Origin of the sequence: Streptomyces hokutonensis (assembly GCF_042751305.1) — a bacterium.
GTDB lineage: Bacteria > Actinomycetota > Actinomycetes > Streptomycetales > Streptomycetaceae > Streptomyces > Streptomyces hokutonensis_A.
Window position 1 is genome coordinate 81,669 of sequence record NZ_JBHYWD010000022.1, and the last position, 25,635, is coordinate 107,303.

Sequence of the window (25,635 nt, forward strand, 5' to 3'; positions counted from 1 at the left end):
GCTCACCAGCGGCCGAGGACCTTCAGCCACAGGGCGCCCACACCCATCCAGATGACGATGTTGGCGCCGGCGGCGATCAGCCCGGTACGCCACCATTCGCCGAGGGTGACGTAGCCGCCGCCGAAGAGGACGGGGGCCGGGCCGGAAGCGTAGTGGGTCAGGCCGCCGTAGAGCGAGCTGATGAAGCCGAGCACCAGGGCGGCCATCACCGGCGGTGCGCCGGTGGCGATGGCGGCAGAGAGGAAGGCGGCGTACATCGCCGCCACGTGCGCGGTGTTGGAGGCGAAGAGGTAGTGGGAGAAGAGGTAGACCAGCGTCAGGATCACGAACGCGGTCTGCCAGCCCACCCCGTCGGTGGCCTTGGTCATGGTGTCGCTGAACCAGCCGATCACCCCGAGCTCCTGAAGCTGACCGGCCATCATGACCAGGACGGAGAACCACACCAGCGTCGTCCAGGCCGACTTCTCCGCGACCAGGTCACCCCACGTCAGCACACCGGTGACGAGCAGCAGGGCCACACCGGTGAAGGCGGAGACGGTGGCCGACAGGTCCCAGACCTGGCCGCCCACCGACCACAGCAGGAGCAGCAGGACGAAGACGGCCGCCATGGTCCATTCCTGACGGGACATCCGGCCGAGCTCGGCGAGCTGGGCGCGGGCCTGGCCAGGAGCCTCCGGCGTGGCACGCACGGTGGGCGGGAACACGCGGTACAGCAGCGCGGGGAGCACCAGCAGGGCGACCAGACCGGGAACGATCGCCGCCGCCGCCCAGGAGGTCCAGGTGAGGTGGATGCCGTGGTCGGCGGCGAGCTTCTGTACCAGGGGATTGGCGGCCATGGAGGTCAGGAACATGGCACTGGTGACCGTGTTGATCTGCATGGCGGTGACGGTGAGGTAGGCGCCCAGCGTGCGGCGGCTCTCGTCCCCGGGATGCGAGCCGGCGTTGGCGCTCAGCGAGCGGATGACCGGCTGGATGACACCGCCGGAGCGGGCGGTGTTGCTGGGTGTGGCCGGGGCCAGCACGAGGTCGGTCAGGGTGATGCCGTACGCGAGTCCCAGGCTGCTGCGGCCCAGAGCGCGGACGAACAGCAGCGCGATACGACGGCCGAGGCCCGTCTTGGTGAAGCCGAGGGAGATGAAGAACGCCGCGACGATCAGCCAGATCGTCGGCTCGGAGAACCCGCCGAGCGCGACGTCCGGCTCCAGGGTGCCGGTGATCATCGTGACCGTCAGGCCGACCAGGGCGACCGCGCCCAGTGGGAGCGGCTGCAGGATGAGGCCGAGCACGGTGGCCGTGAAGACGGCCAGGACCGCCCACCCACCGGACTTGATTCCGTCGGGCTGCGGAAGGAGGTAGACGACCAGGCCCGTCAGGACCGGAACGATCCACTTCAGCGCCGTTCCCACGGTGACTGTCCTGGGCGGGGTGACGCTCGTGCCGGGCGCCGCTCCGGTGGGCGATCCCTCGGAGTCCTTGAAGGGAGCCATCTTTTCCATCCCGTGGGTAGGGTCCGGCGCTCCTCGGAGACTCGGCCGGAACAGGGGCGATCTTGCGTGTCCACGCTGAGGGAGCCGGGTGCGGCCGGGCATCGGGCGATCGGCCCTGCTCCGGGGGCCGAACGGCACCGGCCGACTCCGTCATGTGGAGGCCGAGTGGGGCGGTGCGCACCTGCTGGGCCGTTCGGGACGTGGCGATGGGGACCAATGGCCCCGGGTGGGGATATTCGGCCACTGATCACGGGCGCCGGCTCCGAGAAGGATCGTGCGTGGATCGACTGATCCGCACCGACCCGCACAGGGAGCACAACCATGCCCAGGACCCCACGAAGTGACGGCACGTCACTTCCCGAAGCCGCCCTCGGCCTCTCCGGCGCGACCGCGCTCGTGGGCGGCACCATCATCGGCACCGGGGTGTTCGCGCTCCCCTCGGCCCTCGCACCGTACGGGCCGATCTCGCTCGTGGCGTTCGGGATCGTCACCCTCGGCGCACTCGCCCTGGCGGTGACCTTCGGCGCGCTGTCGAAGCGCGTCCCGGCGAGCGGCGGACCGTACGTCTACGCCCGAGAGGCCTTCGGTGAGTTCGCCGGATTCCTCAACGCCTGGTCGTACTGGATCACCGCCTGGGCGGGCAACGCCGCGATCGTGGTGGCCTGGGTCGGCTATGTCGAGGTGTTCGTCAACACCGGCCACAAAACGGCGATCTCGATATTCATCGCGCTGATCGGGCTCTGGATACCCGCCGCGATCAACCTCACCGGCGTACGGAACATGGGCGCCTTCCAGGTGTTCACCACCGTGCTGAAGTTCGTCCCGCTGCTCTTCATGGCCACCATCGGCCTGCTGTTCGTCGACCCGCACAACTTCGGCTCGTTCAACGCCAGCGGCCAGTCGGCGATGGGCGCGATCTCGGCCGCCGCACCCATCGCGCTGTTCAGCTACATCGGCCTGGAGGCCGCCTCGGTGGTCGCCGGCCGAGTCCGCGAGCCCGGCCGCAACGTCCCGCGCGCCACGATCTACGGCACCCTCGCCTGCGCCGTCATCTACATCCTCGGCACCCTCGCCGTCCTCGGCACCGTCTCCCACGGCCGACTCGGCGCCTCCACCGCCCCGTTCACCGACGCCGCCAACAACATCCTCGGCGGCACCTGGGCCGGCGACACGGTCGCCGTCGCCGCCATCGTCTCCGGCATCGGCGCCCTCAACGGCTGGACCATGCTCTGCGCCGAGATGCCGTACGCCGCCGCCCGCGACGGACTCTTCCCCGGCGCCTTCGCGAAGCTGCGCGGCGAGAGCGGCGTCCCGGTCTTCGGCATCATCGCCTCGACCGTGCTGGCCTCGCTGATCACCGTGTTCAGCTATACGCGCTTCGACGACGTCTTCACCAAGATCGTGCTGCTGAGCGTGCTGACGGCCGTCATCCCGTACCTGTTCTCCGCCGCCGCCCAGCTGTACTGGCTGCTGGTGCGCGGACGCGAGAGCATCGCCGGCCGACGGCTGGCCCGCGACATCACGGTCTCCGTCCTGGCGATGGCCTTCTCGTACTGGGCGATCCAGGGCAGCGGCTACCAGACCGTGTACTACGGCCTGTTCGTCCTGCTGCTCGGTCTGCCGGTGTACGTCTGGCTGAAGCGCGGCCAAGGCGTCTACGGCGAGGAGCCGACCCGGAATCCGGTCTCCGAGGGCCGGGCCCCAGAGACCGTCACACCGCCGGTCAAGCGGATCTCCCGCGGACTGCCCACCACCCGCACCGGCGGCATCCTCAAGAGCGACCTGCCGCTCGCCACCCCGCACAGCCTGGTCTGGAACGCGCTCGACGCCGAGGACTTCGCGCTTACCCCGCTGCCCAACCACCTCTTCCCGCGCGACAACTCCTGCTGGATGTACGACCGTCTGTCGGTCAACCCGATGGCCAAGCTCGCCCGCCGCCGCGAGAGCCTGCACGCCGAGGCCATCTACCGCTTCCACCCGATGTTCGCCGGCACCGTGACCACGCCACCACTGGACGGCGAGGTCGGCACCCTGGAGGGCGGCGACGTCCATGTCCTCGGTAACGGCGCCGTCATGGTCGGCATGGGGGAGCGCACCACGGCCCAGGCCGTGGAGAACCTGGCCTCCCGGCTCTTCGCCACCGGCACGGCGAACCGTCTGATCGCCGTCCAACTCCCCGCCGCCCGCGCCTACATGCACCTCGACACCGTGCTCACCATGGTCGACCGCGACGCCTTCACCATCTATCCGGGCCTCGCGGACTCCCTGCGCTCCTGGACGCTGAGGCCCAGCGACGCCCGCGAGACGGGCTTCGACGTCACACCGAACTCCGACCTCGCCGGCGCCCTGGCAGAGGCCCTGGATCTGGACAAGGTACGCATGCTTTCCGCGCCGCAGGACATCCGGAGTGCCGAGCGCGAGCAGTGGGACGACGGCAGCAACTTCCTCGCCGTGGCCCCCGGCGTGGTCGTCGGCTACGAGCGCAACGTCACGACCAACACCTACCTCCGCAAGCAGGGCATCGAGATCGTCACCATCGCCGGTGCCGAACTCGGCCGCGGCCGGGGCGGACCGCGCTGCATGAGCTGCCCCGTCGAACGCGACCCGGCCGTCTGACCCGAGAACGAGGAACTTCACCCTGACCGTCGACCTGCGAGGCCGCTCCTACCTGAGCGAACTCGACTTCACCGCCCCCGAGATCCACCACCTCCTCGACCTCGCCGCCGACCTCAAGACCGCCAAGCGCAACGGCACCGAACAACCCCGGCTGACCGGCCGCAACCTCGCGCTGATCTTCGAGAAGACCTCCACCCGCACCCGCTGCGCCTTCGAGGTCGCCGCCGCCGACCAGGGAGCCCGCACCACCTACCTCGGCCCCGGCGACACCCACATCGGCGCCAAGGAGTCCATCGCCGAAACCGCCCGCGTGCTGGGCCGCATGTTCGACGCCATCGAGTACCGAGGCTCCGACCAGGCCCTCGTCGCCGAACTCGCCACCCACTCCGGTGTCCCCGTCCACAACGGCCTGACCGACACCGCGCACCCCACCCAGAGCCTGTGCGACGTCCTGACCATGCACGAGCACAGCCCCAGGCCCCTGCCCGACATCGCCTACTGCTACCTCGGAGACGCGCGCAACAACATGGGCAACTCGCTGCTGTCCATGGGCGCCCTGCTCGGCATGGACGTGCGGATCGCCGCACCGAAGGAACTGTGGCCCGCGGCCGAACTCGTCGCCGCCTGCCGGACGTTGGGCGAGAACAGCGGAGCCCGGATCACCCTCACCGAGGACGTCGAGACCGCCGTGCACGGAGCGGACTTCCTGCACACCGACGTATGGGTCTCCATGGGCGAGCCCGCCGACTCCTGGCGAAAGCGGATCGAGTTGCTCCTCCCGTACCAGGTGAACGAGAAGACGCTGGCCGCCACCGGCAACCCGGACGTCAAGTTCATGCACTGCCTGCCGGCCCTGCACGACCGCCGCACCCACCTCGGCCAGGACCTGTTCGACACCTACGGACTGGACGGCCTGGAGGTCACCGACGACGTGTTCTCGTCCCCCGCGTCGATCGTCTTCGACCAGGCGGAGAACCGCCTGCACACCATCAAGGCCGTACTCGTCGCCACCCTGGAGGACTGAGCCATGCGCATCGTCATCGCGCTGGGCGGCAACGCCCTGCTGCACCGCGGCGAACGCCCCGACGCGGCGGTCCAGGTGGCCAACATCGACCGGGTGACCACCGCGATCGCGGCCCTCGCCCACGATCACGAGATCGTCATCACCCACGGCAACGGACCCCAGATCGGCCTGCTCGCCATGGAGAGCGCCGCCGATCCCGCCCTCAGTGCCCCCTACCCGCTCGATCTGCTCGGTGCCCAGACCCAGGGCATGATCGGCTCCCTGCTGGCGCGCACCCTGCACGACGCGCTGCCCGGCCGTCGTATCGCCGCGCTCGTCACCCACACCCTCGTGCGGGCCGACGACCCGGCCTTCGAGCACCCCACGAAGTTCGTCGGCCAGGTGTACTCCCACGACCTCGCGTCCGCGCTCTCCCGCCGACGCGGCTGGCACATCGGCGCCGACACCACCGGTTGGCGCCGCGTCGTTCCCTCCCCGGCACCCGAGCGGATCCTGGAGACCGACACCATCCACGACCTGCTGAGCAGCGGCACACTCGTCATCTGCGCGGGCGGCGGAGGCGTCCCCGTCACGGCGGACTACGACACCGGCGCCCTGACCGGGGCAGAGGCCGTCGTCGACAAGGACCTCACGGCGGCCCTGCTGGCCGAGCATCTGAAGGCCGACTTCCTGCTCATCCTCACGGACGTGCCCTGCGTCTACTCCGGCTACGGCACCCCCGAACAGCAGCCCGTCCTCGGCGCCACCCCCGAGCAGCTGCGCGGCGGCGACTTCCCGGACGGCTCCATGGGACCGAAGACCGAGGCCGCCGCCCGGTTCGTCGAACGCACCGGGGGGCTGGCCGCGATAGGGGCCCTGGACGCGGCGTACGAGATCGTCCACGGCAGGTCGGGCACCCTCGTCCGACCCGATCTGCCCGTCGTATGAGCGGGTCCCGACCGGGGAGGGCCGTTCGGCCCTCCCAGAGGGTCGGACGGCCGGGATCAGGGCCCTGACCGGCCCTCTCATGTGCCGACGTATCGCACGAGTATCGGTAGTGAGGCATTCCAGTGCGAAGCAAGGGAGAGAACCGGCGATGACGACGACAGTGGCAGTCGGAACACGCGTATCCGAGGCATGGCGCGGCTTCGCCGGTACCTCCTGGCGCGAGCGCGTCGACGTGCGCGACTTCATCCAGGCCAACTACACGCCGTACGAAGGCGACGCGACCTTCCTGACCGGCCCCACCGACCGCACGCGCGCCGTCTGGGAGAAGGTCAGCGCCCTGTTCCCGGAGGAGCGCAGCCGGGGCATCCTCGACGTCGACACCAAGACCCCCTCGACGATCACCTCGCACGCCCCCGGATACATCGACCGCGAACGGGAGTTGATCGTCGGCCTCCAGACCGACGCCCCGCTGAAGCGCGCGATCATGCCGAACGGCGGCCTGCGCATGGTCGAGAACAGCCTCAGGGCGTACGGCTACGAGGCCGACCCGTTCGTCACAAGCGTCTTCGGCACCTACCGCAAGACGCACAACGACGGTGTCTTCGACGCCTACACCCCCGAAATGCGGGCAGCCCGCAAGGCCGGCATCATCACCGGACTGCCCGACGCCTACGGCCGCGGCCGGATCATCGGCGACTACCGACGCGTCGCGCTCTACGGCACGGACCGGCTGATCGAGGTCAAGAAGGCCGAGCGTGCCAAGCTCGACGCCTGCGCGTCCGGCACCGAGGTCATCCGCGACCGGGAGGAAATCGCCGAGCAGATACGGGCGTTGGGCGAACTGACACGGATGGCGGCCACCTACGGCTGCGACGTCTCCCGCCCCGCCGCCACCGCCCACGAGGCCGTCCAGTGGCTCTACCTCGGCTACCTCGCCGCCGTGAAGGAGCAGAACGGTGCCGCGATGTCGCTCGGCCGCACCTCCACCTTCCTCGACGTCTACCTCCAACGGGACCTGGAGGAAGGCGTGTTGGACGAGTCCCGCGCCCAGGAACTTATCGACGACTTCGTGATCAAGCTGCGGATCGTACGGTTCCTGCGCACCCCCGAGTACGACGCTTTGTTCTCCGGCGACCCGACCTGGGTGACGGAGTCCATCGGCGGCATCGGCACCGACGGCCGCCCCCTGGTCACCCGCACCTCCTTCCGCTTCCTCCAGACCCTCTACAACCTCGGCCCCGCACCCGAGCCGAACCTGACCGTCCTGTGGTCGCCCCAACTCCCCGTCGCCTTCAAGGAGTTCTGCGCCCAGGTCTCGATCGACACCAGCGCCGTCCAGTACGAGTCCGACGAGCTGCTGCGCCCGCACAGCGGCGACGACACCGCGATCGCCTGCTGCGTCTCCGCGATGGAGGTCGGCAAGCAGATGCAGTTCTTCGGCGCCCGGGTCAACCTCGCGAAGGCGCTGCTCTACGCGGTCAACGGCGGCCGGGACGAGATGACCGGCGAACAGGTCGCGACCCCGACGCCCCCGCTGACAGAGGAGTACCTGGACTACGACGAGCTGTCGGCGGCCTACGACCACGTCCTGGACTGGCTGGCCCGGACGTACGTCAACGCGCTCAACGTCATCCACTACATGCACGACAAGTACGCCTACGAGCGCATCGAGATGGCCCTGCACGACTACCCCGTGCACCGTTTCATGGCGTGCGGCATCGCCGGCCTGTCGGTCGCCGCCGACAGCCTGTCCGCCGTCAAGTACGCCCGGGTGAAGGTGTTCCGGGACGCCACCGGCCTCGCCGTCGACTTCCGCACCGAGGGCGACTTCCCGGCCTATGGCAACAACGACGACCGCGCCGACAGCATCGCCGTAGGACTGGTGGAGTCCTTCATGGCGAAGGTGCGCCAGTACCCCGCCTACCGGGGCGCCGAGCACACCCAGTCGGTCCTCACCATCACCTCGAACGTCGTCTACGGCAAGCACACGGGCAACACCCCCGACGGCCGCCTCGCCGGACAGCCCTTCGCACCCGGCGCCAACCCGATGAACGGCCGCGACCGGCACGGAGTCGCCGCCTCCGCCCTCTCGGTGGCCAAGCTGCCGTACGAACAGGCCCGTGACGGCATCTCGTTGACGACGACGATCACGCCCGAGGGACTGGGGCACGCACCTGACGAGCGTGCCGGCCACCTGGTGGGCATTCTCGACGCCTACATGGCCGCGGGCGGCTTCCACATGAACGTCAACGTCCTCGACCGCGCGACGCTGGAAGACGCGATGGAACACCCGGAGAACTACCCGGACTTGACCATCCGGGTATCCGGTTACGCCGTCAACTTCGTCCGCCTGACCCGCGAGCAGCAGCTCGACGTGATCAGCCGTACCTTCCACGGATCGCTGTGAGTGCCATGCGGACCGCGACCACCGGCCGGATCCACTCCTGGGACCTGTCCACCGGCGTGGACGGTCCCGGGACCCGGTTCGTCCTCTTCGTCTCCGGCTGCCCGCTGCGCTGCCTGTACTGCGCCAACCCCGACACCTGGCACATGCGCGACGGGCAGGAGATGAGCGTCGAAGCGGTCATGGGGGAGATCGGGAAGTTCCGCGACTTCGTCACCACGGCCGGCGGCGGGGTCACCATCACCGGCGGCGAACCACTGCTCCAGCCCGCCTTCACCGCCGAAATCCTCCGCCGCTGCAAGGCGGCCGGCCTGCACACCGCCCTCGACACCTCCGGCTTCCTCGGCGCCCGCGCCACCGACGAACTCCTCGCCGACACCGACCTGGTGCTCCTCGACATCAAGTCCTTCGACGTCAACACCTACCGGAAACTGACCGGCGGCGAACTCGCCCCCACCCTCAACTTCGCCACCCGCCTCGACCGGCTCGGCGTCCCGATGTGGATCAGGTACGTCCTGGTCCCGGGCTGGACCGACGACCTGGCGTCCGTGGACGCCCTGGCCCGCTTTGTGTCGGGTCTCGGCGCGGTCGAGCGGGTCGATGTCCTGCCCTTCCACAAGCTGGGCGCCTCGAAGTACGACGCTCTCGGTGTGCCCTTCCCGTTGCACGACACCCCGGTGCCTGGCCCGGCTCTGGTCGAGAGAGTTCGCGCATGCTTCAAGGAGCATGGAGTCCCGGCTTTTTGACTGTCTTGGGGTGAGGTGGATCCGCAGCCACTCTTTCGGGTGGTGCTTCTTGGCGAGGCCCTGGCTGTGGGCGGCGAAGATCCGTGCCGGTACGTCGTGAGAGTGGCTGCCCACCGATCTCTTGAACCCGGCGCGCTCCATCCGTGTCCAGCCCACCTTTGGCGGCATCGGCGCGACAGATCTGCAGCGCCTGGAGGAGAGCCACCGGTCACGCATCGAACCTGTGGTCGCGGACGGACGCCCGGCCCTGGCGCGGACGTACATGGGGGCGGGCAAGGGCGAGATGTGGGTGGTTCGGCCGGTGCCGAGCGACCCGCGTTTCCCAAAGGCCTGCCTCTTCATCGCCGTCGCGGGGAGCCTCACCGCGTACGTCGACGACGGCTGGTACCGGTCGACGATCGCCGGCGCCCATGGCATCGCCCAGGTCGCCGACATTGCACGGCAGGGCGTCGGTGTCCTCGGCCGAGCCCGGCCGCCGCCCGACTGGAGAACATCGCCCGCTTCAGCGACTTCATCAGCGAGAGCATCCTCCGCGCGGCGGAACAGGTCCGCGAAGTCCTCCGCACGAAGCCCGGGACGGTACCGGTGACCCCACCGCAGCCGGTGCGGATCGCGGACAGGCGGCCACTGGTCGACGAAGCGTCAGTGGACGTGACGGCGGAGGGTGTCGGTGACGTCCGTGAAGACCCTCTCACCCGCTGCCGCCGCGGCCGGCGAAAGGGTGTCGAGGGTGAGGAACCCGTGGACCATCCCGGCCTCGCAGCGGTGTCTGACGGGAACGTTCGCGGCGGCCAGCCGAGCGGCGTAGGCATCGCCCTCGTCCCGCAGCGGATCGTGCTCGGCGGTGACGACAACGGCGGGCGGCAGCCCACGGAGATCGACGGCGTGCAGCGGGCTGACCTCGGGGTCGGCGCGCCGGGACGGGTCGGGCACCCACTGCTCGGCTCCCCAGGCGACGTCGTCGGTCGTCAGACCCCAGCCCGTGGCCTTCGACCGCGTGCTGGGACACGAGAGCGTCAGATCGGTGTTGGGGTACAGCAGGACCTGGGCGGCAGGCAGCGGTCCGCCCTCGTCACGCAGGCGCAGACAGGCGAGCGCGGCGAGGTTGCCGCCTGAACTGTCACCCATGACGACGATCGGGCCCACGGTCCCGGCAACCCCGCCGGCCGCCGCCCACCGGATCGCGTCCACGCAGTCGTCCACGGCGGCCGGCCACGGGTGCTCGGGAGCCCGCCGGAAGTCGACGCTCAGCACGACCGTCTCGGTACCGAGCGCCAATCGTCGGCATGCCCGGTCGTGCGACTCCAGATCGCCGATCGTCCACATCCCGCCGTGAAGGAACACCACGAGTGGCCCGTCTCCCGCCGACGGCCGGTAGAGGCGGGCCCCCACGGCAGCCGAGCCGACCGTCAGATCCTCGACGTGGGCCATCTCGGGCCCCGGAGGCCGGACTTGGGCACGGAGTCGCTGTGCGCGACGCAACTCCGCCGCGCCCACGCCCCGGGCGGGAGGCCCGGGGTCCTGCCGAACAGCCCTGACGAAGGCGGTCAGTTCGGCATCGGCGAGTGGAACGTCGATCGGTTCGGCCATGCGGGCCAGGATGTCACCTTGATCGACCGAGCCGGTCTCCCAACTCGTGAGCCGCCGGACGGTGATGTGCCGCCGGGCCCCGGTCGCGCACAGTCCGGCCGACAGCCGCACGGGTCCGGCGCGCCCTCAACGGGCAGTACAGCGACGGTGGTTGGGGCGCAGCACCCGTTGCCCTGCCGGGCGTCCCGGCCTTCCTCCGCCGCCCCGGCCGCGATCACCAGGGCGGCGGCCGGGTCGCCCCAGGACCAGCCGGGTACAGCGTTGGTGACCAGGTCGGCCGGCAGCACCGCCGACAGACAGGTGCACAACAGGGTCTGCCTGGAGTCGGCGACCGCCGAGGCCGAACCCAGTTCGCGCCCGGCCCGGCGTTGGGCGGCGGACAGGAACGGCATCACCGCGAGCGACACGGCGGCCAGGGCGACGACCGCCTCAACGACGTTGTGGGCGGTGGTCGCGCCGCCAACAGCCGTATGCGGCGGGCGAGTTCGTCGCGGCGGACCGGGGACGGGCCCGGAGGTGCCAAGGGTGTCCCGGCGCTCAGCAGCAGCCCTTCGCGTGGGCGTCCGGGCAGGTGCGGTCGCTCTCCACAGTCGGCACCGCCGTGCGCGGGTCCTGCGGTACGTGGCCGAGGCGGGGATCGGCGAGCTCGTAGCGGGTACGGCGGCCGACCGGCACGGCGACGACGGGACCGCAGTCGCGCAGACACGCCAGGTGGTTGGAGAGCCGGGTGCGTGAGATGCCCAACTCCTCGGCCGGATCGGAGGGTTGGGCCGGGGCCTCGCGCAGGGGGAGCAGCGGACGGCAGCGGTGCAGGAACTCCTGAGAAGCAGGCCGCCGGACGCTCAGTGGTCGTGAGGGCCGGGGCGGTGGACGGGACCGTGGGCGTCGTCGCAGTGCGCGTCACGGTCGTCGGCGGTGGCGCTGGTGATCTGGAGGAGGTCGGGGGTGTCCTCGCCCAGGTGGTCGACCTGCAGTGTGGCGTGGCCGATGCGGTACTCGTCCAGGAGCATTTTCTGCAGGCCGCGGCGTACGGCGTGGCAGTCGCCGCCCGGCTCCACCAGGACGTGGGCGGACAGGGCGCTCTGGCCGGAGGTGATCGTCCAGACGTGCAGGTCGTGCACCTCGACCACGGTGTCCTGCGCGGCCAGGCGGTCGCCGAGGACGTCGGGGTCGATCCCGGAGGGCGCGGCCTCGAGGAAGATCCGTCCGGAGTCGCGGACCAGGCCGTAGCCGGCCTTGAGCATCAGGACGACTACGAGTAGGGAGGCGATCGCGTCCGCGCGGGCGAAGCCGGTGGTGAGGACGACGGCTCCGGCGACGGCGGTGGCGATGAAGCCGAACAGGTCGGTGAGGATGTGCTGGTAGGTGCCCTCGACGTTCAGGGATGTGCGGTTGGCCCTGGAGATGCACCAGGTGGCCACCAGGTTGACCGCCACTCCGATCAGCGCGGTGACGAGGACCAGGCCGCCGGTGACCTCAGGCGGTGAGACGAGCCGACGTACCGCCTCGTAGGCCAGCCAGATCGAAAGCAGCAGCAGGGTCAGGCCGTTGGCCTGCGCGGACAGGATCTCCACGCGCTTGAGGCCGTAGGTGAAGTGCCCCTTCGCGGGGCGGGCCGCCAGTCGCATCGCGATCAGCGCCAGCACGATGGAGGCGACGTCGGTGAGCATGTGCGCGGCGTCCGAGATCAGCGCCAGCGAGTTGGCCGCGACCCCGACCACGACCTCGGCGAGCATGAACACGCTGATCAGCACCAGGGCGATGGTCAGCCAGCGCCGGTCGGCGTCCACGGACACCCCGTGGGAGTGACCGGAGTGGCCGCCGCCGCTGTCGTGGTCGTGGCCGCCGTGCTCGTGGTCGTGGTGGTCGGACACGGGAGCTCCCAGGGTCGCGGTATTGCGTCGGCGGAGGGCAAGTCAATCGCGCTCCGGAGGGTTTCTCCAAAGGCTGCAATGAGCACCGTTACCACTGTCACCTGCGGCGATGCCGGAACCGGCTCAGGAGCCGCCGACGTGCCCCGCCGCCGCCGGCGCCAGTTGCCGACAGATCAGCTGATGGGCGAGTCGCGCCGTCGCGAGCAGATCCGTGCGAGACGTGTCGGTGTTGGACCGCACCGACAGTCCGTGCCAGAGGGACTGGACGAGCCCGGTCAGGGCCGCCGCGTCGGTGCCGGCGGCCAGTTCCCCGTCCTGGACGGCTCGCTTGATGCGTACGAGGAGGGCCCGCTCGTTCGACTTGTGCAGTTCGGCGACGTAGGCGCTGGTGTCGAGCGTGCTCGTGCTGTCGGTCATGACGGAGCTGCTGATGAGACACCCGGGATGCGTGTCACCGGGCTGGGTGAACTCGTGGACCGAGTCGACGAGGACGCGTTCGAAGACGGTCTGTATGTCCTTCTCGTCGACGGCCTGTTGATAGATCTCGCGATAGCGCTCGGCATAGGTCCGCACCGCTTCCTCGAACAGTCCGGCCTTGCTGCCGAAGGCGGCGTAGAGGCTGGAGGTGGAGAGCCCGAGGGCCGCGGTCAGGGCGCGGGTCGAGGTGCCGGAGTAGCCGCGTCGCCAGAAGAGGCGGGCGGCGTCCAGAACCGCGCGGTCGCGGTCGAAGGCCCGTGGTCGCCCACGGCTGTGTTCGGTCACGCTTGCATTGTAGATCGTTCGCTCCATAATTCAATTATGGAGCGAACGATTCAGAAGAAGCTGTCGGTCGGCGGGGACAGCTGGGTCACGGTCGATGTGTACGGCGAGCCGGACGCCCCGGGCCTCGTCGTCGTCCCGGGCGTGATGAGCGACGCGCACGCGTGGCGCCGCGTCGCGGGCACCATCGACGCCTGGCCCTCGGTGGCTGTCGTCAACCGCCGGGGCCGTGCCGCCTCGGGGCCGTTGACCCCGTCTTACTCGCTGCGGACAGAGGTCGAGGACCTCGGCGCGGTCCTCGACGAGTTCGCCGGCACGAGGGCACTCTTCGGCTGGAGTTACGGCGGCCTCATCGCCCTGCTGGCCGCCAACGATCGCCCGATTCCCCAAGTGATCGCCTACGAGCCGGTGATGCGGCCGTTCGGACGCGATGCGCTGCCCGACCTGAAGAGCGCGGAGGAGAAGGCGGACTGGGACCGCTGCGTCGAGATCATCAACCGGCGGATATCCGGCTTCTCCGCCGCACATGTCGAGGAACTTCGGGCCGATCGTGACGGTTGGGAGACCCTCCGTCGCCTGAGCCGACCGCTCTACGCCGAACTCGGCGCGCTCAACGCGGCACCTCTTCCCGGTGAGTTGGCGCGACTGACAGCCCAAGTCGACCTGATCATCGGCCAGTTCAATCGCGGCACCGCCCCCTACGGAACGTCCTTCGACACCGTACGACGGCACGTCGCTCACGCCCGAGTCCACGAACTCCCGGGGCAGGGCCACCTGGCCCACATCCAGGCGCCCGCGGAGCTCGGCCGACTGCTCAACACCCGAGCTTCTTCGGCGAGCACGTGACGAAGTCCGGTTCCTGGGCGGGGAGTTGACTGCCTGTCTCACCTCCCTTGCCGTTGCGATCCCTGTCCTTCCCGGGCAGGCGGGTCGGCTCCATGCCGAGCGCACACGACCGGCGTGGAGGTGCCGGTGCGAGGAGTACAACTCCCCTTCCTTCGCGGTCCATTGGGGGCCACCGATTGGCGGGGAGCGGCATTCCAAGCGCGAGACAATGTCTCTCCACACCGCCTGATTGAGTGCGTAGCCATAGGGGCGGACGGAGACCGATCCGCCCTGTGGTCCCTTGGTCCTGCCCGGTGTGCTGGGCTGCGGAGGCCGTCCGGCTCAGCAGTTGCGGATCGAGTACACCGGTGACCAGTTGACGGCGTAGACCGCGTTGTCGGCCGGGACGGTCTGCAGCAGGCCGCCTCCGGAGCCGTAGAGACTGGCGACGGCGCCTCCGGTCTGGCTGTTCTGGGCCTCGGCCCAGTCGATCCAGTTCGAGAGGGTGTAGCGGTTGCAGGAGTAGAAGAAGAAGATCTTGAACTTGCCGGCCGTCGGGTCCCAGACCGAGGCGCAGAAGTAGCCGCTCTGGCAGTACACGCCCCCGCCGGCACCGGCGTAGGCCGTGCGGACGGCCGGAGAAGTGGACGGGGCCGCGGCGAGGAGCGCCGCAGGGCGGGCCGTCTTCGGCGCCGCGGGCATGGTCATGACGTGACCGTCGGAGGTTCCGTGCGAGGCCGGGGTGGCCTGCGCGGTACCGGTGGTGAGGAGGGCCGCCCCCATTGCGAGGGCGGCGCACAGGCCGGCAAGTGATCGCTTGGTAGGCACGGTTCGGCAGTCTCCCGTCCGGCATGGCGGTGTTCGCGCATGCTCGTGTCGTGGTTGGCCCCGGTCCGACGACCGTCTCCGGGGCGCGCATGGCCATCATGTGCGGCCGGACCACGGGGACAGCGGCCTTTCGAAGAGGTTCGAAAGGCTTCTGTCGGGCCCGCGCGATCGGCGATCGTCGCCGTCAGGGCACGTTCCGTGCCGCTGTCCCAGATGTCCCGCTGCCGTCTCGACGGAGGTCTCATCCATGCGCGCGAAGCGCTCGCTGCTCGGCATCATCGGCGTGGTGGTCGGCATGCTGATGGCCGTCCTCGCCACCGGTCCGGCACAGGCGGCAACCGCCTCCGGCCCCCGTACCGGTAACCATGCACAGGCCGTGGCCGCAGTCTCCCCGACGATCTCTCCGTCCACCACCGTCAGCTACCGCACGGACGACCAGACGTTCACCTGTGGAGCGGGGAACCTCTGCCTCGAGGTGTGGGATCCGACCGTGTCCAAGTGGAAGATCTTCTACCTCTACAACTGCAACCGTTACTACCTGTCCAACTGGTACGGCAACGGCTACTACCTCAACAAGCAGACCGGGTCGGTCACTTCCTACCTCTACGACGCCAACGGGAACGTGCTGCGCGCCTTCTCCCCGCCGCAGGTGGGTGACCAGGACTGGAACCCCGTCTGGTCCGTCCGCAACTGCTGACACACGTGTCGTGGCCGGCCCCTCCAACGGTGGCCGGCCCCGACACGTTCCGCTTCGGCCCCGTCCGAGCCAGGGAGTCGTTCGTGTCACCGTTCTCGTCACACAGACCGCGAGGCGGATTTGCCTCGTGGCGGCCTGGTTGGTCCTGATGGCCGCCCTGTTCGCCACGCGGCACCAGCCCGTGCCCAGACATCCTCACCCACCACCTCGCGCACGGCCTCGGTGAACGTACCGCCGGGCGTCACCGCCGGAATCGCCGTGTACGACCGCCGGACCGGGACCTTCACCGAGCAGTCCAACGCTCACACGCAGCTCCGTTCCGCCTCGGTGGTGAAGCTTCTGATCGCTCTGGACCACCGGTGGGACCGCGGCCCCGGCTACGGCCTGCCGTCGGACGACCGGGCCCGCCTCGACAGCAATGGCCGAGAAGGGCGTCTGGCGGGGGATTTCCCGGCCAAGACGCCCTTTTACGTGTCTCTAGAAGAAGCCCAACTTCTTCGGCGAGTACGACACGAGGAGATTCTTGGTCCGCTCCTGGTCCGGAACTTGGTGGTTGGGGGCCTTCTTCGGCAGACAGAGGATCTGCGTTTCAGCGCGTCGGAAGTTCCCCGGCATCGGGTGCGGATCTGCGGGCTGTTCGTCGTCGACTCGTAGGCCGACTGCGGGTTGTACGGTCGGTAAGCCCGCTGGTGTGTGGAGCTGGGTGATTCCGGTCCTGGCGGGGTTCTGGTTTGTCGAAGGGGAGTTGCCGGGCGGTATCTGCCTGTAGGCATCTGCGATGGCGGGTGACGGGGAGTCGGGGTGGGGATCGGCTCGTGGGGCCGGTGCGGTCGGTGTGGGCTAACCATGACCGCGACAGTGAGGGCACCTTCGTCTTCCTCCTCGCCGTCTCCTGGGGCGTCATCCTGCGGGTCATGGGCGGCGAGATGCTCCCCTTCCGCATCCGCGCCGCCGCGATGTCCGTGGACGCCGCCTTCAACTGGCTCGCCAACTGGGCCGGCACCGAGAGTCTTCCTCGCATGGCGGACTGGAACCTGTCGGCCACATACGCCAGGATGCGCCGTCACGCCTGCGCACGCCGATCTGCATGGCTGACGGTTGCGTCGCTCCTGGTCAGACGGGGACGCTCACCCGTTGTCGCTCCGCCTCCGCGAGGCGCGCCGAGCGTGTCCGGGTGCCGAAGGCGGCCAGGGCGATCGCGCCGAGCAGCCAGGTGCCGGCGATGAAGTAGAAGACGCTCTGGTAGCCGTGGCCGTTGTAGAGCGCGGCGACGATCAGTGGGCCGGCGGCGTTGGACAGGCGACCGAGGCCGTAGGAGACGCTCGTGCCCAGTGAGCGGCTGCGGGTGTCGAAGAGTTCGGGGGAGTAGGCGTAGGCGAGGGCGGTGTAGCCGCGTTCGAAGAGGTTCACCAGGAAGCCGAACACGACGATGAGGACCGGGTTGAAGGTGAGGCCGTACAGCAGGCCGCAGACCGCGATCACCGTGCCGAAGGCCACCAGACACCACTTGCGCTCGAACCGGTCGGTGACCAGGGAGGCCAGGTAGCAGCCGAGCGGTGCGCCGACGGTGGTCAGGGCCACGTAGAAGACGGACTTCTCGACGCTGAAGCCCTCCTTGGCCAGCAGGGTGGGTGCCCAGCTGGAGTAGCCGAAGAAGCCGATGGTCTGGGTCATCCACAGCGCGGTGAGCAGGAGCGTCGGCAGGAGGTACTTCCGCTGGAGGAGCAGCCGCAACGGTGCCTTTGGTGACGGCTTTTCGTCGACCGGGGGTGCGGGCTGGGGGAGCGGACCCTTCTCCGCCGCGACGCGTGCCTCGATCTCCCGCAGGATCGCGTCCGCCGCGGTGTGGTCTCCCCGGCTTTCGAGCCAGCGCGGTGACTCCCTGAGGTGCCGGGTGAACAGGACGAGCAGGATGCCCAGGGAGCCCCAGAGGTAGACCAGCCGCCACGACCAGTCGTTGATCGGTACGACCGCGCTGGCGATGAGGTTGGTGACGGGTGTGCCGCAGATGCCGATGGCGATGGCGTACGCCTGGTACTTCCCGCGGGTCGCCGACGGGTACATCTCGTTGACGTAGACGACTCCGACGACCGTCATCGCCGACAGGCCGGCCGAGGTCAGGACGCGGAAGACGCCCAGGGAGACCAGGTCCCAGGAGAACACCGCGGCGAAGGACGAGAGGCCGAAGAAGAGGGTCGTCCAGAGCAGGACCCGTTTGCGGCCCCACCGGTCGGCGAGTGATCCGGCGACGATCGCGCCGACGAACATGCCGACGAACGACAGCGAGGTGACGTAGGCGATCTGATCGACCGTCACGCCCCACAGTTTGATCAGTTTCGGTGCGGTGGTGGCGAAGCTGTTGATGTCCGCGAACTCGAAGAAGTACGCGAAGGCGACGGCGAGCAGGGTGACCTTGTGGAAGCGGGATATGGGAAGCCGGTCCAGCCGGTTCAGCGTGTTGGCGTGTTGCATGAGCGGCCCTTGTCGAAGTCGGGGATGAGGAAAGGGAGTTGGGGAGTCAGCAGTCCTCGCCGGGCCAGTACAGGCGCATCGGGTTGGCGACGAGGAGCTTGTGGCGCTGGTCGTCGGTGACCGCCACCCGCGGGACGTGGTCGACGAGGAGGCCGTCGTCCGGCATGTGGTCGGTGAGGTTGGGGTGCGGCCAGTCGGTGCCCCACAGCACCCGGTCGGGGAACTCCTCCACGACACGTCGGGCGAAGGGGACGACGTCGGTGTAGGCGTGGCGTTCGCCGTTCAGGGCGGCTGGTCCGGTGACGCTGAGGCGCTCGGGGCAGGTCACCTTCACCCATACGTCGTTGTCCTCGACGAAGCGCAGGAAGCGGGTGAACTCCGGCCCGTCCACCGGCCGGGTCACGTCCGGGCGGCCCATGTGGTCGACCACCAGCGGCACGGGCAACGAGCCGAAGAATCCCTCCAGTTGGGGCAGGTCGGCGCTCTCGAAGTAGAGGACGACGTGCCAGCCCAGGGGGGCGACCTTCTTGGCGATCGTCTGGAGGTCGTCCTCGGGTGAGGCGTCGACCAGACGCCGTACGAAGTTGAAGCGCACACCGCGTATGCCCGCCGCGTCGAGTGCGAGCAGTTCGCTCTCGTCGATGTCCGGTCGTACGGTCGCGATGCCGCGCGCCCGGCCGCCCGCCGCCCGGACGGCGTCGACCATGGCGCTGTTGTCCGCGCCGTGGCAGGTGGCCTGCACGATGACGTTGCGGGCGACGCCCAAGTGGTCGCGGAGCGCGAACAGTTCGTCCTTGCCGCCGTCGCAGGGCGTGTACTTGCGTTCCGGCGAGAAGGGGAACTCGGCCTGCGGGCCGAAGACATGGCAGTGGGTGTCGACGGTTCCCGGCGGCAGCCGGAAGGCCGGGGCGGACGGATTCTCGTACCAGTCCAGCCAGTTGGGGGACTTGGGGGCGAGCGTGCTCATGTACGTCACCGCCCCTGGCGCTTCAGCAGCGCGTCGAGGCGGGGGTACACGGCGCGGGCGTTGTGTTCCTGGACCGCCGCCAGGTCGTCCGCAGGCAGTTTCGCCGCCTCCGCGTAGCGGAGTGTGTCGTCGAAGTGGTGGCCGGTGCACGGGTCGACGTCCCGCACCGCGCCGATCATCTCCGAGGCGAAGAGGATGTTGCGCGCCGGGATGACGTCGTAAAGGAGGTCGGAGCCGGGCTGGTGGTAGACGCAGGTGTCGAAGTAGACGTTGCCCAGGACGTGTTCCTCCAGCGGAGGTTTCCCGAGTGCCATCGCGAGGCCCCGGAAGCGGCCCCAGTGGTAGGGGACGGCGCCGCCGCCGTGCGGGATCACGAGGCGCAGGGTCGGGAAGTCGGCGAACAGGTCGCCCTGGATCAGCTGCATGAACGCCGTGGTGTCGGCGTTGAGATAGTGCGCGCCCGTGGTGTGGAAGGCCGGGTTGACGCTTGTACTGACATGGACCATCGCCGGGATGTCGTGCTCCACCATCTTCTCGTAGAGCGGGTACCACGAGCGGTCGGTGAGCGGTGGTGCGGTCCAGTGGCCGCCCGAGGGGTCGGGGTTGAGGTTGACCGCTACGGCGCCCAACTCCTGGACGCAACGCGTGAGTTCAGGGACGCAGGTGGCCGGATCGACGCCGGGCGACTGCGGGAGCATCGCGGCGGGCACGAAGCTCTCCGGATACAACTGGCTGACGCGGTGGCAGAGTTCGTTGCAGATCGCCGCCCAGGCGGCGGAGGTCTCGAAACCCCCGACGTGGTGCGCCATGAACGACGCGCGCGGCGAGAAGACGGTCACGTCGATGCCGCGCTCGTCCATCAGCCGCAACTGGTTCGGCTCGATGCTCTCGCGCAGCTCGTCGTCGCCGATGCGCAGGTCCGCGCGGGCGGGGGCGGCCGACGGGTCGGTGAGGGAGGCGATCTGCCGCTTGCGCCATGCCTCCAGGGCCGGCGGGGCGGTCGTGTAGTGACCGTGACAGTCGATGATCATTACGGCGTCCTTCTCGGGCTGCTGGGTGCCGTGCAGCCTGGCCCCGCCCCGCACCGGCGGACGAGAGGGCCTAACGCAGAACTAACCTCCCCTTAACACTCCGGCGGGCACCCGGTCGGTGTGGTCTACATTCGGCTGGACGGGGTCGCCGGACTGGCCGAAAGGAGGTGGGCGGAGTGCAGATACTGCTGGCCGAGGACGACGACGGCGTGGCCGCGGCGCTCGTGGAGGTCCTCTACGACCACGGTCACGTCACCCGACGCGTCCGCTACGGCCGGGACGTCCTGACCTACCACCGCAGCTCCGACCTGCTCCTTCTCGACCTGGGCCTGCCCGACACCGACGGCCTGGACGTACTGCGCGCCCTTCGCGCGGTCAGCGACATGTCCGTCGTGGTACTCACCGCCCGCGGCGACGAGCGCTCGGTCGTGCGCGGACTGCGGCTCGGAGCCGACGACTATCTCGTCAAGCCGGTACGCCTCGCGGAACTGTTGGCGCGGATCGACGCCGTCACCCGGCGGACCGCGGCGAAAGGCGGCTTGACGGTGCGGACGGTCCGTGCCGGTGACGTCGAGGTGGATCTCGACGCGCGCCGGGTCCGGGTCGGCGGGGCCGAGGTCGAGCTGACCACCAAGGAGTTCGACATCCTCGCCGTGCTGGCCGGACGGGCGGGTACCGCGGTCAGCCGTGAACAGCTCCTGGACGAGGTGTGGGGCGACGCCTACCACTCCGTGTCCCGGTCGCTCGACGTCCACCTCACCCAGCTCCGGGCCAAACTCGCCCGCCCCGAACTGCTCACCACGATCCGGGGCTTCGGTTACCGCTTCGGGGATCTCGGGAACTGAGGAACCGACGCGTGCGTACCCGGGTCCATGCCGCGCTGCTGCTGTTCGTCGTGATCGCGGTGGCCGCGTTCGCCGTACCCCTGCTGCTGTTCACCGCGTCCGACCGCACCCAGCAACTCGTCCTCGCCCGCAGCGCGGACCTCGACCGCTTCGCCTCCCTCATGGACCAGGCCGCGCAGACGGGCGACACCTCGGCTGTCACCGCCGAGGCGCGCCGCTACACCCAGCTGTACGGCGAACCGCTCGTCGTCACCGACACTCGCCGCAGACCGATCGTCCAGACCGGCGGGATGCGCGCCGCCGACCCCGCCGTCGGCCGGCTCCTCGACGCGGCGCTGCGCAACCAGACCGCGTATCCCACGGGGGCGCTGCGTCCCTGGTCGAAGGGGTCCCGGATGTTCGCCGAGCCCGCGGGTACCGGGACCCGGGTCTCCGGCGCCGTCGTGCTCCGGGCCTCGGTCGGCACGGCGGCGGAGGACATCACCCGGCGCTGGGCCGCCGTCATCGCGGGGACGGCTCTGGTCGCCGTCGCCTGCACGGTCCTCGCGCGGGCCGCGACGCGGTGGGTGGTCAGCCCGCTGCGTCGCCTGGACCGCGCGGTCGGACAACTCGCCGCGGGACTCCCGCCCGAACAGACCAGGGCCGGCGGCCCACCGGAACTGCGCCAGCTCGCGACCGGCTTCAACCGCATGGCGCGTACGGTCACAGCGGCCCTGGAACAACAGCGCCGACTCGTAGCCGACACCTCCCACCAGATGCGCAACCCCATGGCGGCGCTCCGGCTGCGTGTCGACGCCCTGCACCGCCACCTGCCCGCGTCCGCCGACCGCACGTACACGGGCGTGACCACCGAACTCGACCGCCTGGAGACCCTGCTCGACGACATGCTGACCCTCGCCACCGCGGAACACCGGGCCGGGGAACTGACGGTGACCGACGGCTCGGACGCCCGGTGCGACGCGACGGCGGTCGCGACTGCCCAGTACCGGCTGTGGGAGCCGGTCGCCCACCGCGCCGGCACCTGCCTCACCCTCCACACCGACGCGCACCCGGTCATGGCCGCCTGCACGGACCACGAACTCGCCCAGATCACGGACATCCTCCTGGACAACGCCATCAAGTACGCGGGACCGGACGCCGAGATCTCCCTGCGCTGCACCGCCGAAGGCCGGCACGTGGCCCTCACGGTGACGGACGACGGACCCGGCCTGACCTCGGAGGAAATCGCCCAGGCCACCACGAGGTTCTGGCGCTCCGGCCGGCAACGACAGGACGGGACGGCCGGTACGGGCCTGGGGCTCGCCATCGTCGAACAGCTGCTGGCGGGCAGGGGAGGCCGACTGGAACTGGGCCCCGCGCGGCCACGAGGACTGCGGGCCACGGCGGTTCTACCGTGTGCCGTGGCCGGTGCGGCCGACTCCGGGAACGGCGGTGCGGGATGAACGGCCACAGCCACGCCCGTCGCCCGCCGCACGAGACGACCGCGGCCCGCCGTGATCCGCGCGGCGGCACACGATGACCCGCCCCGTCGACCGCCGCACCCTTCTCCACGCCGCCCTCGGCGCGACGACCGTCGCCGTGCTCGGGGGTGCGCTCACCGGCGACGCCTCCGGGCAGCGGCCCGGACCGAGCGGTGTCCTGCGCTTCGCGACCGGAGAACCCACGGCCTTCTACGAGGCTTTCGGCCGCATCCTCGCCGCCGAACTCACGGCGGCGTACCCCCGACTGAGCTGCCACGTCCGCACCACCCCGGGCAGCCTCACCAACATCGAACTGCTCCGCGACCGCCGTGCCGACCTCGCGCTCGTCCTCACCGACACCGCGCGGGCGGCCCAGGGCACCGCCCTCTTCCCGCACCCCGTGCCCCTGCGCGCGATCGGCAGGCTGTACGAGACCTACCTCCAGTTCGTGGTCCGCGCCGACTCGCCCGTGCGTACGGTGGCCGACCTGGCCGGACACACCGTGTCGCTCGGCGCGGCCGGATCGGGCGCGGCCGTGCTCGGCGAACAGATCCTGCATGCCGCGGGTCTTTCGCCGGGCACCGAGGTCGCCGTACGCCATCTCCCGCTGGCCGATGCGGCCGACGCCCTGCGGGCGGGCTCGGTCGACGCGTTGCTCGTGGCGGGCGGCGTACCGCTGCCGGTTCTGTCCGAACTCGACGACCGGTTCGGTCTGCGGTTCCTGCCGCTGGCCGGCCTCCTGCCCCGGCTCGGCGGACCGGGCGGCCAAGCGGCCTCGGGCCTGGAAGAGGTGTCCCTGCCGCAGGGCGCGTACCGGGCGGCGGGCGGGGTCGCCACCATCGGGGTGTCCAACCTGCTGGTGTGCCGCCCCGAACTGCCCCGCGGTGTGGCCGAGGCGCTCACCCGTCTGCTGGTTCTGCGCGCGAGCGACCTAGTTCCCCGCAACGCCGTCGGTACCCAGTTCCTCGACGTCCGCAGCCTCATCGGGACGGGCGCCATCCCTCTGCACCCAGGGGCGGTCGCGGCGTACCGCGCGCTGCACGGCTGAGCCCGGGACGACCTTGCCGGTGTACCGCGGTACCAGTGACCAGCGGTCATTGTGGCCTCCGGGTCCACGGGTCGCGCCGTAGCCGCTCCTAGCCTCGAAGCAGTGACCCGGTCGAATGCCGGGCCCGACGGAAGCGGGGAGCACCACCGTGATCGAAGTTCGTGAACTGACCAAACGCTACGGGGACAAGACAGCGGTGGACGGCCTGAGTTTCACCGCGCCGCCGGGGCAGGTGACCGGGTTCCTGGGGCCGAACGGGGCGGGCAAGTCCACCACCATGCGGATGATCGTGGGTCTCGACGCGCCGACCAGCGGCACGGCCCTGGTCAACGGCAAGCCCTACGCCCAACACCGCGCCCCCTTGCAGGAGTTGGGGGTGCTGCTGGAGGCGAAGGCGGTACATCCGGGGCGCTCCGCGTTCAACCACCTGATGGCGTTGGCGTACACCCATGGTGTGCCGAAGCGGCGGGTGGAGGAGGTCATCGACCTGGCCGGTCTGCACGCGGTGGCGAACAAGCGGGTCGGGGCGTTCTCGCTGGGGATGGGGCAGCGGCTGGGTATCGCCGCCGCGCTGCTGGGTGATCCGGCGGTGGTCATGCTGGACGAGCCGGTGAACGGGCTCGATCCCGAAGGGGTGCGCTGGGTAAGGGAGTTGCTGCGCGGGCTGGCCGCCGAGGGGCGCACGGTGATGCTGTCCTCGCATCTGATGAGCGAGATGGCGCAGACCGCCGACCGGCTGGTGGTCGTCGGCCGGGGCCGGCTGCTGGCCGAGACGACCGTCGACGCGCTGGTGGAGGCGTCGGCGGACAAGGGGGTGCGGGTGGCCACCGGTGAACCCGCGCGGCTGCGCTCGCTGCTGGCCGCCCCCGGTGTCACGGTGACCTCGACGGGTGCCGAGCGCCTGGTGGTCTCCGGCCTGGACACGCGGCGGATCGGGGAGGTGGCCGCCGAGCACCGGGTGCCGCTCTACGAACTGGCCGCCGAGTCGGTGTCGTTGGAGGAGGCGTTCATGCATCTGACGCAGGACGCGGTCGAGTACCAGAGCAGCGACGTGGGGAGGGCCGCCTGATGAGCACGAGCACCATCACCACACCATCGGTGCGTCCGGCATATCGTGTGACCGGCCGAGGGGTGGTCCGGTCCGAGTGGTCCAAGTTCTGGTCGCTGCGCTCCAGTTGGATCACACTGGGGGTCGCCGTGCTCTTCCTGGTCGCGATCGGGGCGATCGCCGCCGCCCTCTACAGTCCGGACGGCCCGCTGGGCGGCAAGGACTCGGACTCCGGTGCGGCACTGACCCTGGCGCTGGCCGGCACCAACCTCGCGGCCCTGGCTGTCGGCGCGTTGGGTGTCCTGCTGGCGGCGGGCGAGTACAGCACGGGCATGGTCCGCTCGACGTTCGCCGCGGTGCCGGGCCGGCTGCCCGTGCTGTGGGCGAAGTGCGCGGTCTACGGTCCGATCGCGTTCGTCACGTCCACCGTCGGCGCACTGGTCTCGTTCCTGCTGGGGAGCGCCGCCCTGCACGGCGAGAAGATCGCGCTGTCGCTCGGGGATCCCGGGGTCTTCCGGTGCCTGCTGGGAGCGGGCGTGTATCTGGGCCTGGTCGGTGTGTACGGCGTGACGGTCGGCCTGCTGGTGCGCAACAACGCCGGGGGCATCGCGATCCTGGCCGGTGTAGTGCTCGTGCTGCCGGGGCTGACCGGGCTGCTGCCCAGTTCGCTGGGGGACACCGTCAGCCGGTATCTGCCCAGCAACGCGGGCCAGTCGGTGATGACCCTGCACGACTCCAGCGACTCGCTGGTCAGTCCCGGGGCGGGTTTCACGGCGCTGCTGGTGTGGGCCGTGCTGCTGGTGGCCGGTGCCGCCTACCGGCTGCGCCGCAGTGACGTCTGAGGTCGCGTCCGCGAGGATGGAGCCGATGGATCACACAAGGCCGGGTCACTCGGGCCGGGCGGGGGCGGCATCCCGCCTGCCCGGGTCGGCTCGGGCAGCGCAGGCATCGCCCTCGTCCGAGCCGGCCCCCGGGTGGACACCTGTC

Annotated in this window: 22 protein-coding genes and 3 pseudogenes; 15 read left to right on the plus strand and 10 right to left on the minus strand. The window is 70.0% G+C overall.

Annotation, left to right across the window (positions count from 1 at the left end):
• Positions 1 to 2: 2 nt before the first annotated feature.
• Positions 3 to 1,487, minus strand: coding sequence for a DASS family sodium-coupled anion symporter (locus tag ACFXC1_RS39750; protein WP_381252225.1), 1,485 nt, complete (start codon positions 1,485 to 1,487; stop codon positions 3 to 5).
• Positions 1,488 to 1,883: 396 nt separating this feature from the next.
• Between ACFXC1_RS39750 and ACFXC1_RS39755 the strand changes: the two genes are divergently transcribed.
• The 6 genes and pseudogenes from ACFXC1_RS39755 to ACFXC1_RS39780 form a co-directional block, all read left to right on the plus strand.
• Entirely contained in the window at positions 1,884 to 4,103 is a 2,220-nt protein-coding gene (locus tag ACFXC1_RS39755) for an arginine deiminase family protein (RefSeq protein ID WP_381252352.1), read from the plus strand.
• A gap of 22 nt (positions 4,104 to 4,125) precedes the next feature.
• Entirely contained in the window at positions 4,126 to 5,127 is a 1,002-nt protein-coding gene (gene argF / locus ACFXC1_RS39760; protein WP_381252354.1) for an ornithine carbamoyltransferase, read from the plus strand.
• Positions 5,128 to 5,130: 3 nt separating this feature from the next.
• Complete coding sequence (locus ACFXC1_RS39765) at positions 5,131 to 6,054, plus strand: carbamate kinase (RefSeq protein WP_381252227.1); 924 nt, start codon at positions 5,131 to 5,133, stop codon at positions 6,052 to 6,054.
• Between the two features lie 148 nt (positions 6,055 to 6,202).
• A complete protein-coding gene (gene pflB, locus ACFXC1_RS39770; RefSeq protein ID WP_381252229.1) occupies positions 6,203 to 8,461 on the plus strand; it encodes a formate C-acetyltransferase in 2,259 nt (752 codons plus the stop codon).
• Between the two features lie 5 nt (positions 8,462 to 8,466).
• The gene (pflA, locus tag ACFXC1_RS39775; RefSeq protein ID WP_381252231.1) at positions 8,467 to 9,204 is read left to right on the plus strand and encodes a pyruvate formate-lyase-activating protein; all 738 of its coding nucleotides are present in this window, start codon (positions 8,467 to 8,469) and stop codon (positions 9,202 to 9,204) included.
• 373 nt (positions 9,205 to 9,577) lie between these two features.
• A pseudogene (locus ACFXC1_RS39780) lies at positions 9,578 to 9,783 on the plus strand (MarR family transcriptional regulator); the annotation flags it as partial.
• A 63-nt stretch (positions 9,784 to 9,846) separates the two neighbouring features.
• On the opposite strand, the gene ACFXC1_RS39785 reads toward ACFXC1_RS39780, so the two are convergent.
• From ACFXC1_RS39785 to ACFXC1_RS39805, 5 genes and pseudogenes are all read right to left on the minus strand, one after another.
• The gene (locus ACFXC1_RS39785; protein ID WP_381252233.1) at positions 9,847 to 10,794 is read right to left on the minus strand and encodes an alpha/beta hydrolase; all 948 of its coding nucleotides are present in this window, start codon (positions 10,792 to 10,794) and stop codon (positions 9,847 to 9,849) included.
• 89 nt (positions 10,795 to 10,883) lie between these two features.
• A pseudogene (locus tag ACFXC1_RS39790) lies at positions 10,884 to 11,216 on the minus strand (cation transporter); the annotation flags it as partial.
• 115 nt (positions 11,217 to 11,331) lie between these two features.
• Positions 11,332 to 11,601: pseudogene (locus ACFXC1_RS39795) on the minus strand (helix-turn-helix domain-containing protein); the annotation flags it as partial.
• 35 nt (positions 11,602 to 11,636) lie between these two features.
• Positions 11,637 to 12,668: a cation diffusion facilitator family transporter gene (locus tag ACFXC1_RS39800; RefSeq protein WP_381252235.1), complete on the minus strand. Its 1,032-nt coding sequence runs from the start codon at positions 12,666 to 12,668 to the stop codon at positions 11,637 to 11,639.
• Between the two features lie 123 nt (positions 12,669 to 12,791).
• A complete protein-coding gene (locus tag ACFXC1_RS39805; RefSeq protein ID WP_381252237.1) occupies positions 12,792 to 13,430 on the minus strand; it encodes a TetR/AcrR family transcriptional regulator in 639 nt (212 codons plus the stop codon).
• A gap of 36 nt (positions 13,431 to 13,466) precedes the next feature.
• Here ACFXC1_RS39805 and ACFXC1_RS39810 point away from each other — a divergent pair, with 36 nt between their 5' ends.
• Positions 13,467 to 14,273 carry an alpha/beta fold hydrolase gene (locus tag ACFXC1_RS39810; protein ID WP_381252239.1) on the plus strand — a complete coding sequence of 269 codons (807 nt, stop codon included), beginning with the start codon at positions 13,467 to 13,469 and terminating at the stop codon, positions 14,271 to 14,273.
• Positions 14,274 to 14,594: 321 nt separating this feature from the next.
• Here ACFXC1_RS39810 and ACFXC1_RS39815 read toward each other — a convergent pair whose 3' ends face one another.
• Complete coding sequence (locus ACFXC1_RS39815; protein ID WP_381252241.1) at positions 14,595 to 15,080, minus strand: hypothetical protein; 486 nt, start codon at positions 15,078 to 15,080, stop codon at positions 14,595 to 14,597.
• A gap of 247 nt (positions 15,081 to 15,327) precedes the next feature.
• Here ACFXC1_RS39815 and ACFXC1_RS39820 point away from each other — a divergent pair, with 247 nt between their 5' ends.
• The 3 genes from ACFXC1_RS39820 (at position 15,328) to ACFXC1_RS39830 (ending at position 17,003) form a co-directional block, all read left to right on the plus strand.
• Complete coding sequence (locus tag ACFXC1_RS39820) at positions 15,328 to 15,777, plus strand: hypothetical protein (RefSeq protein WP_381252243.1); 450 nt, start codon at positions 15,328 to 15,330, stop codon at positions 15,775 to 15,777.
• 222 nt (positions 15,778 to 15,999) lie between these two features.
• On the plus strand, positions 16,000 to 16,431 hold the full coding sequence (locus tag ACFXC1_RS39825) for a hypothetical protein (protein WP_381252245.1): 432 nt from the start codon (positions 16,000 to 16,002) through the stop codon (positions 16,429 to 16,431).
• A 179-nt stretch (positions 16,432 to 16,610) separates the two neighbouring features.
• Entirely contained in the window at positions 16,611 to 17,003 is a 393-nt protein-coding gene (locus ACFXC1_RS39830) for an MFS transporter (protein WP_381252247.1), read from the plus strand.
• Here ACFXC1_RS39830 and ACFXC1_RS39835 read toward each other — a convergent pair.
• The 3 genes from ACFXC1_RS39835 to ACFXC1_RS39845 are packed head-to-tail and all read right to left on the minus strand — an operon-like array spanning position 16,891 to position 20,247.
• Positions 16,891 to 18,249, minus strand: coding sequence for an MFS transporter (locus ACFXC1_RS39835; RefSeq protein WP_381252248.1), 1,359 nt, complete (start codon positions 18,247 to 18,249; stop codon positions 16,891 to 16,893). The genes ACFXC1_RS39830 and ACFXC1_RS39835 overlap by 113 nt on opposite strands.
• 46 nt (positions 18,250 to 18,295) lie before the next feature.
• Entirely contained in the window at positions 18,296 to 19,216 is a 921-nt protein-coding gene (locus ACFXC1_RS39840) for an amidohydrolase family protein (RefSeq protein WP_381252250.1), read from the minus strand.
• Positions 19,217 to 19,221: 5 nt separating this feature from the next.
• Positions 19,222 to 20,247: an amidohydrolase family protein gene (locus ACFXC1_RS39845; protein WP_381252252.1), complete on the minus strand. Its 1,026-nt coding sequence runs from the start codon at positions 20,245 to 20,247 to the stop codon at positions 19,222 to 19,224.
• A 176-nt stretch (positions 20,248 to 20,423) separates the two neighbouring features.
• Between ACFXC1_RS39845 and ACFXC1_RS39850 the strand changes: the two genes are divergently transcribed.
• The 5 genes from ACFXC1_RS39850 (at position 20,424) to ACFXC1_RS39870 (ending at position 25,490) form a co-directional block, all read left to right on the plus strand.
• Positions 20,424 to 21,092 (plus strand): response regulator transcription factor, encoded by a 669-nt coding sequence (locus tag ACFXC1_RS39850; RefSeq protein ID WP_381252254.1) that lies wholly within the window; start codon positions 20,424 to 20,426, stop codon positions 21,090 to 21,092.
• 11 nt (positions 21,093 to 21,103) lie between these two features.
• Complete coding sequence (locus ACFXC1_RS39855; protein ID WP_381252256.1) at positions 21,104 to 22,534, plus strand: sensor histidine kinase; 1,431 nt, start codon at positions 21,104 to 21,106, stop codon at positions 22,532 to 22,534.
• A 73-nt stretch (positions 22,535 to 22,607) separates the two neighbouring features.
• Complete coding sequence (locus tag ACFXC1_RS39860; protein ID WP_381252258.1) at positions 22,608 to 23,600, plus strand: TAXI family TRAP transporter solute-binding subunit; 993 nt, start codon at positions 22,608 to 22,610, stop codon at positions 23,598 to 23,600.
• Between the two features lie 148 nt (positions 23,601 to 23,748).
• Complete coding sequence (locus ACFXC1_RS39865; protein WP_381252260.1) at positions 23,749 to 24,669, plus strand: ABC transporter ATP-binding protein; 921 nt, start codon at positions 23,749 to 23,751, stop codon at positions 24,667 to 24,669.
• Positions 24,669 to 25,490: an ABC transporter permease gene (locus ACFXC1_RS39870; RefSeq protein WP_381252262.1), complete on the plus strand. Its 822-nt coding sequence runs from the start codon at positions 24,669 to 24,671 to the stop codon at positions 25,488 to 25,490. Before ACFXC1_RS39865 ends, ACFXC1_RS39870 begins: the two co-directional genes overlap by 1 nt.
• The last annotated feature ends 145 nt before the right edge of the window (positions 25,491 to 25,635 follow it).

What these genes read in the sequence shown, in the direction of transcription:
- ACFXC1_RS39860 (WP_381252258.1), top strand. Translation starts at nt 22,608, where the DNA reads ATGACCCGCCCCGTCGACCGCCGCACCCTTCTCCACGCCGCCCTCGGC.
- pflB (WP_381252229.1), top strand. Translation starts at nt 6,203, where the DNA reads ATGACGACGACAGTGGCAGTCGGAACACGCGTATCCGAGGCATGGCGC.
- ACFXC1_RS39785 (WP_381252233.1), bottom strand. Translation starts at nt 10,794, where the DNA reads ATGGCCGAACCGATCGACGTTCCACTCGCCGATGCCGAACTGACCGCC.
- ACFXC1_RS39750 (WP_381252225.1), bottom strand. Translation starts at nt 1,487, where the DNA reads ATGGCTCCCTTCAAGGACTCCGAGGGATCGCCCACCGGAGCGGCGCCC.
- ACFXC1_RS39870 (WP_381252262.1), top strand. Translation starts at nt 24,669, where the DNA reads ATGAGCACGAGCACCATCACCACACCATCGGTGCGTCCGGCATATCGT.
- ACFXC1_RS39820 (WP_381252243.1), top strand. Translation starts at nt 15,328, where the DNA reads ATGCGCGCGAAGCGCTCGCTGCTCGGCATCATCGGCGTGGTGGTCGGC.
- pflA (WP_381252231.1), top strand. Translation starts at nt 8,467, where the DNA reads ATGCGGACCGCGACCACCGGCCGGATCCACTCCTGGGACCTGTCCACC.
- ACFXC1_RS39765 (WP_381252227.1), top strand. Translation starts at nt 5,131, where the DNA reads ATGCGCATCGTCATCGCGCTGGGCGGCAACGCCCTGCTGCACCGCGGC.
- ACFXC1_RS39840 (WP_381252250.1), bottom strand. Translation starts at nt 19,216, where the DNA reads ATGAGCACGCTCGCCCCCAAGTCCCCCAACTGGCTGGACTGGTACGAG.
- ACFXC1_RS39845 (WP_381252252.1), bottom strand. Translation starts at nt 20,247, where the DNA reads ATGATCATCGACTGTCACGGTCACTACACGACCGCCCCGCCGGCCCTG.
- ACFXC1_RS39810 (WP_381252239.1), top strand. Translation starts at nt 13,467, where the DNA reads ATGGAGCGAACGATTCAGAAGAAGCTGTCGGTCGGCGGGGACAGCTGG.
- ACFXC1_RS39835 (WP_381252248.1), bottom strand. Translation starts at nt 18,249, where the DNA reads ATGCAACACGCCAACACGCTGAACCGGCTGGACCGGCTTCCCATATCC.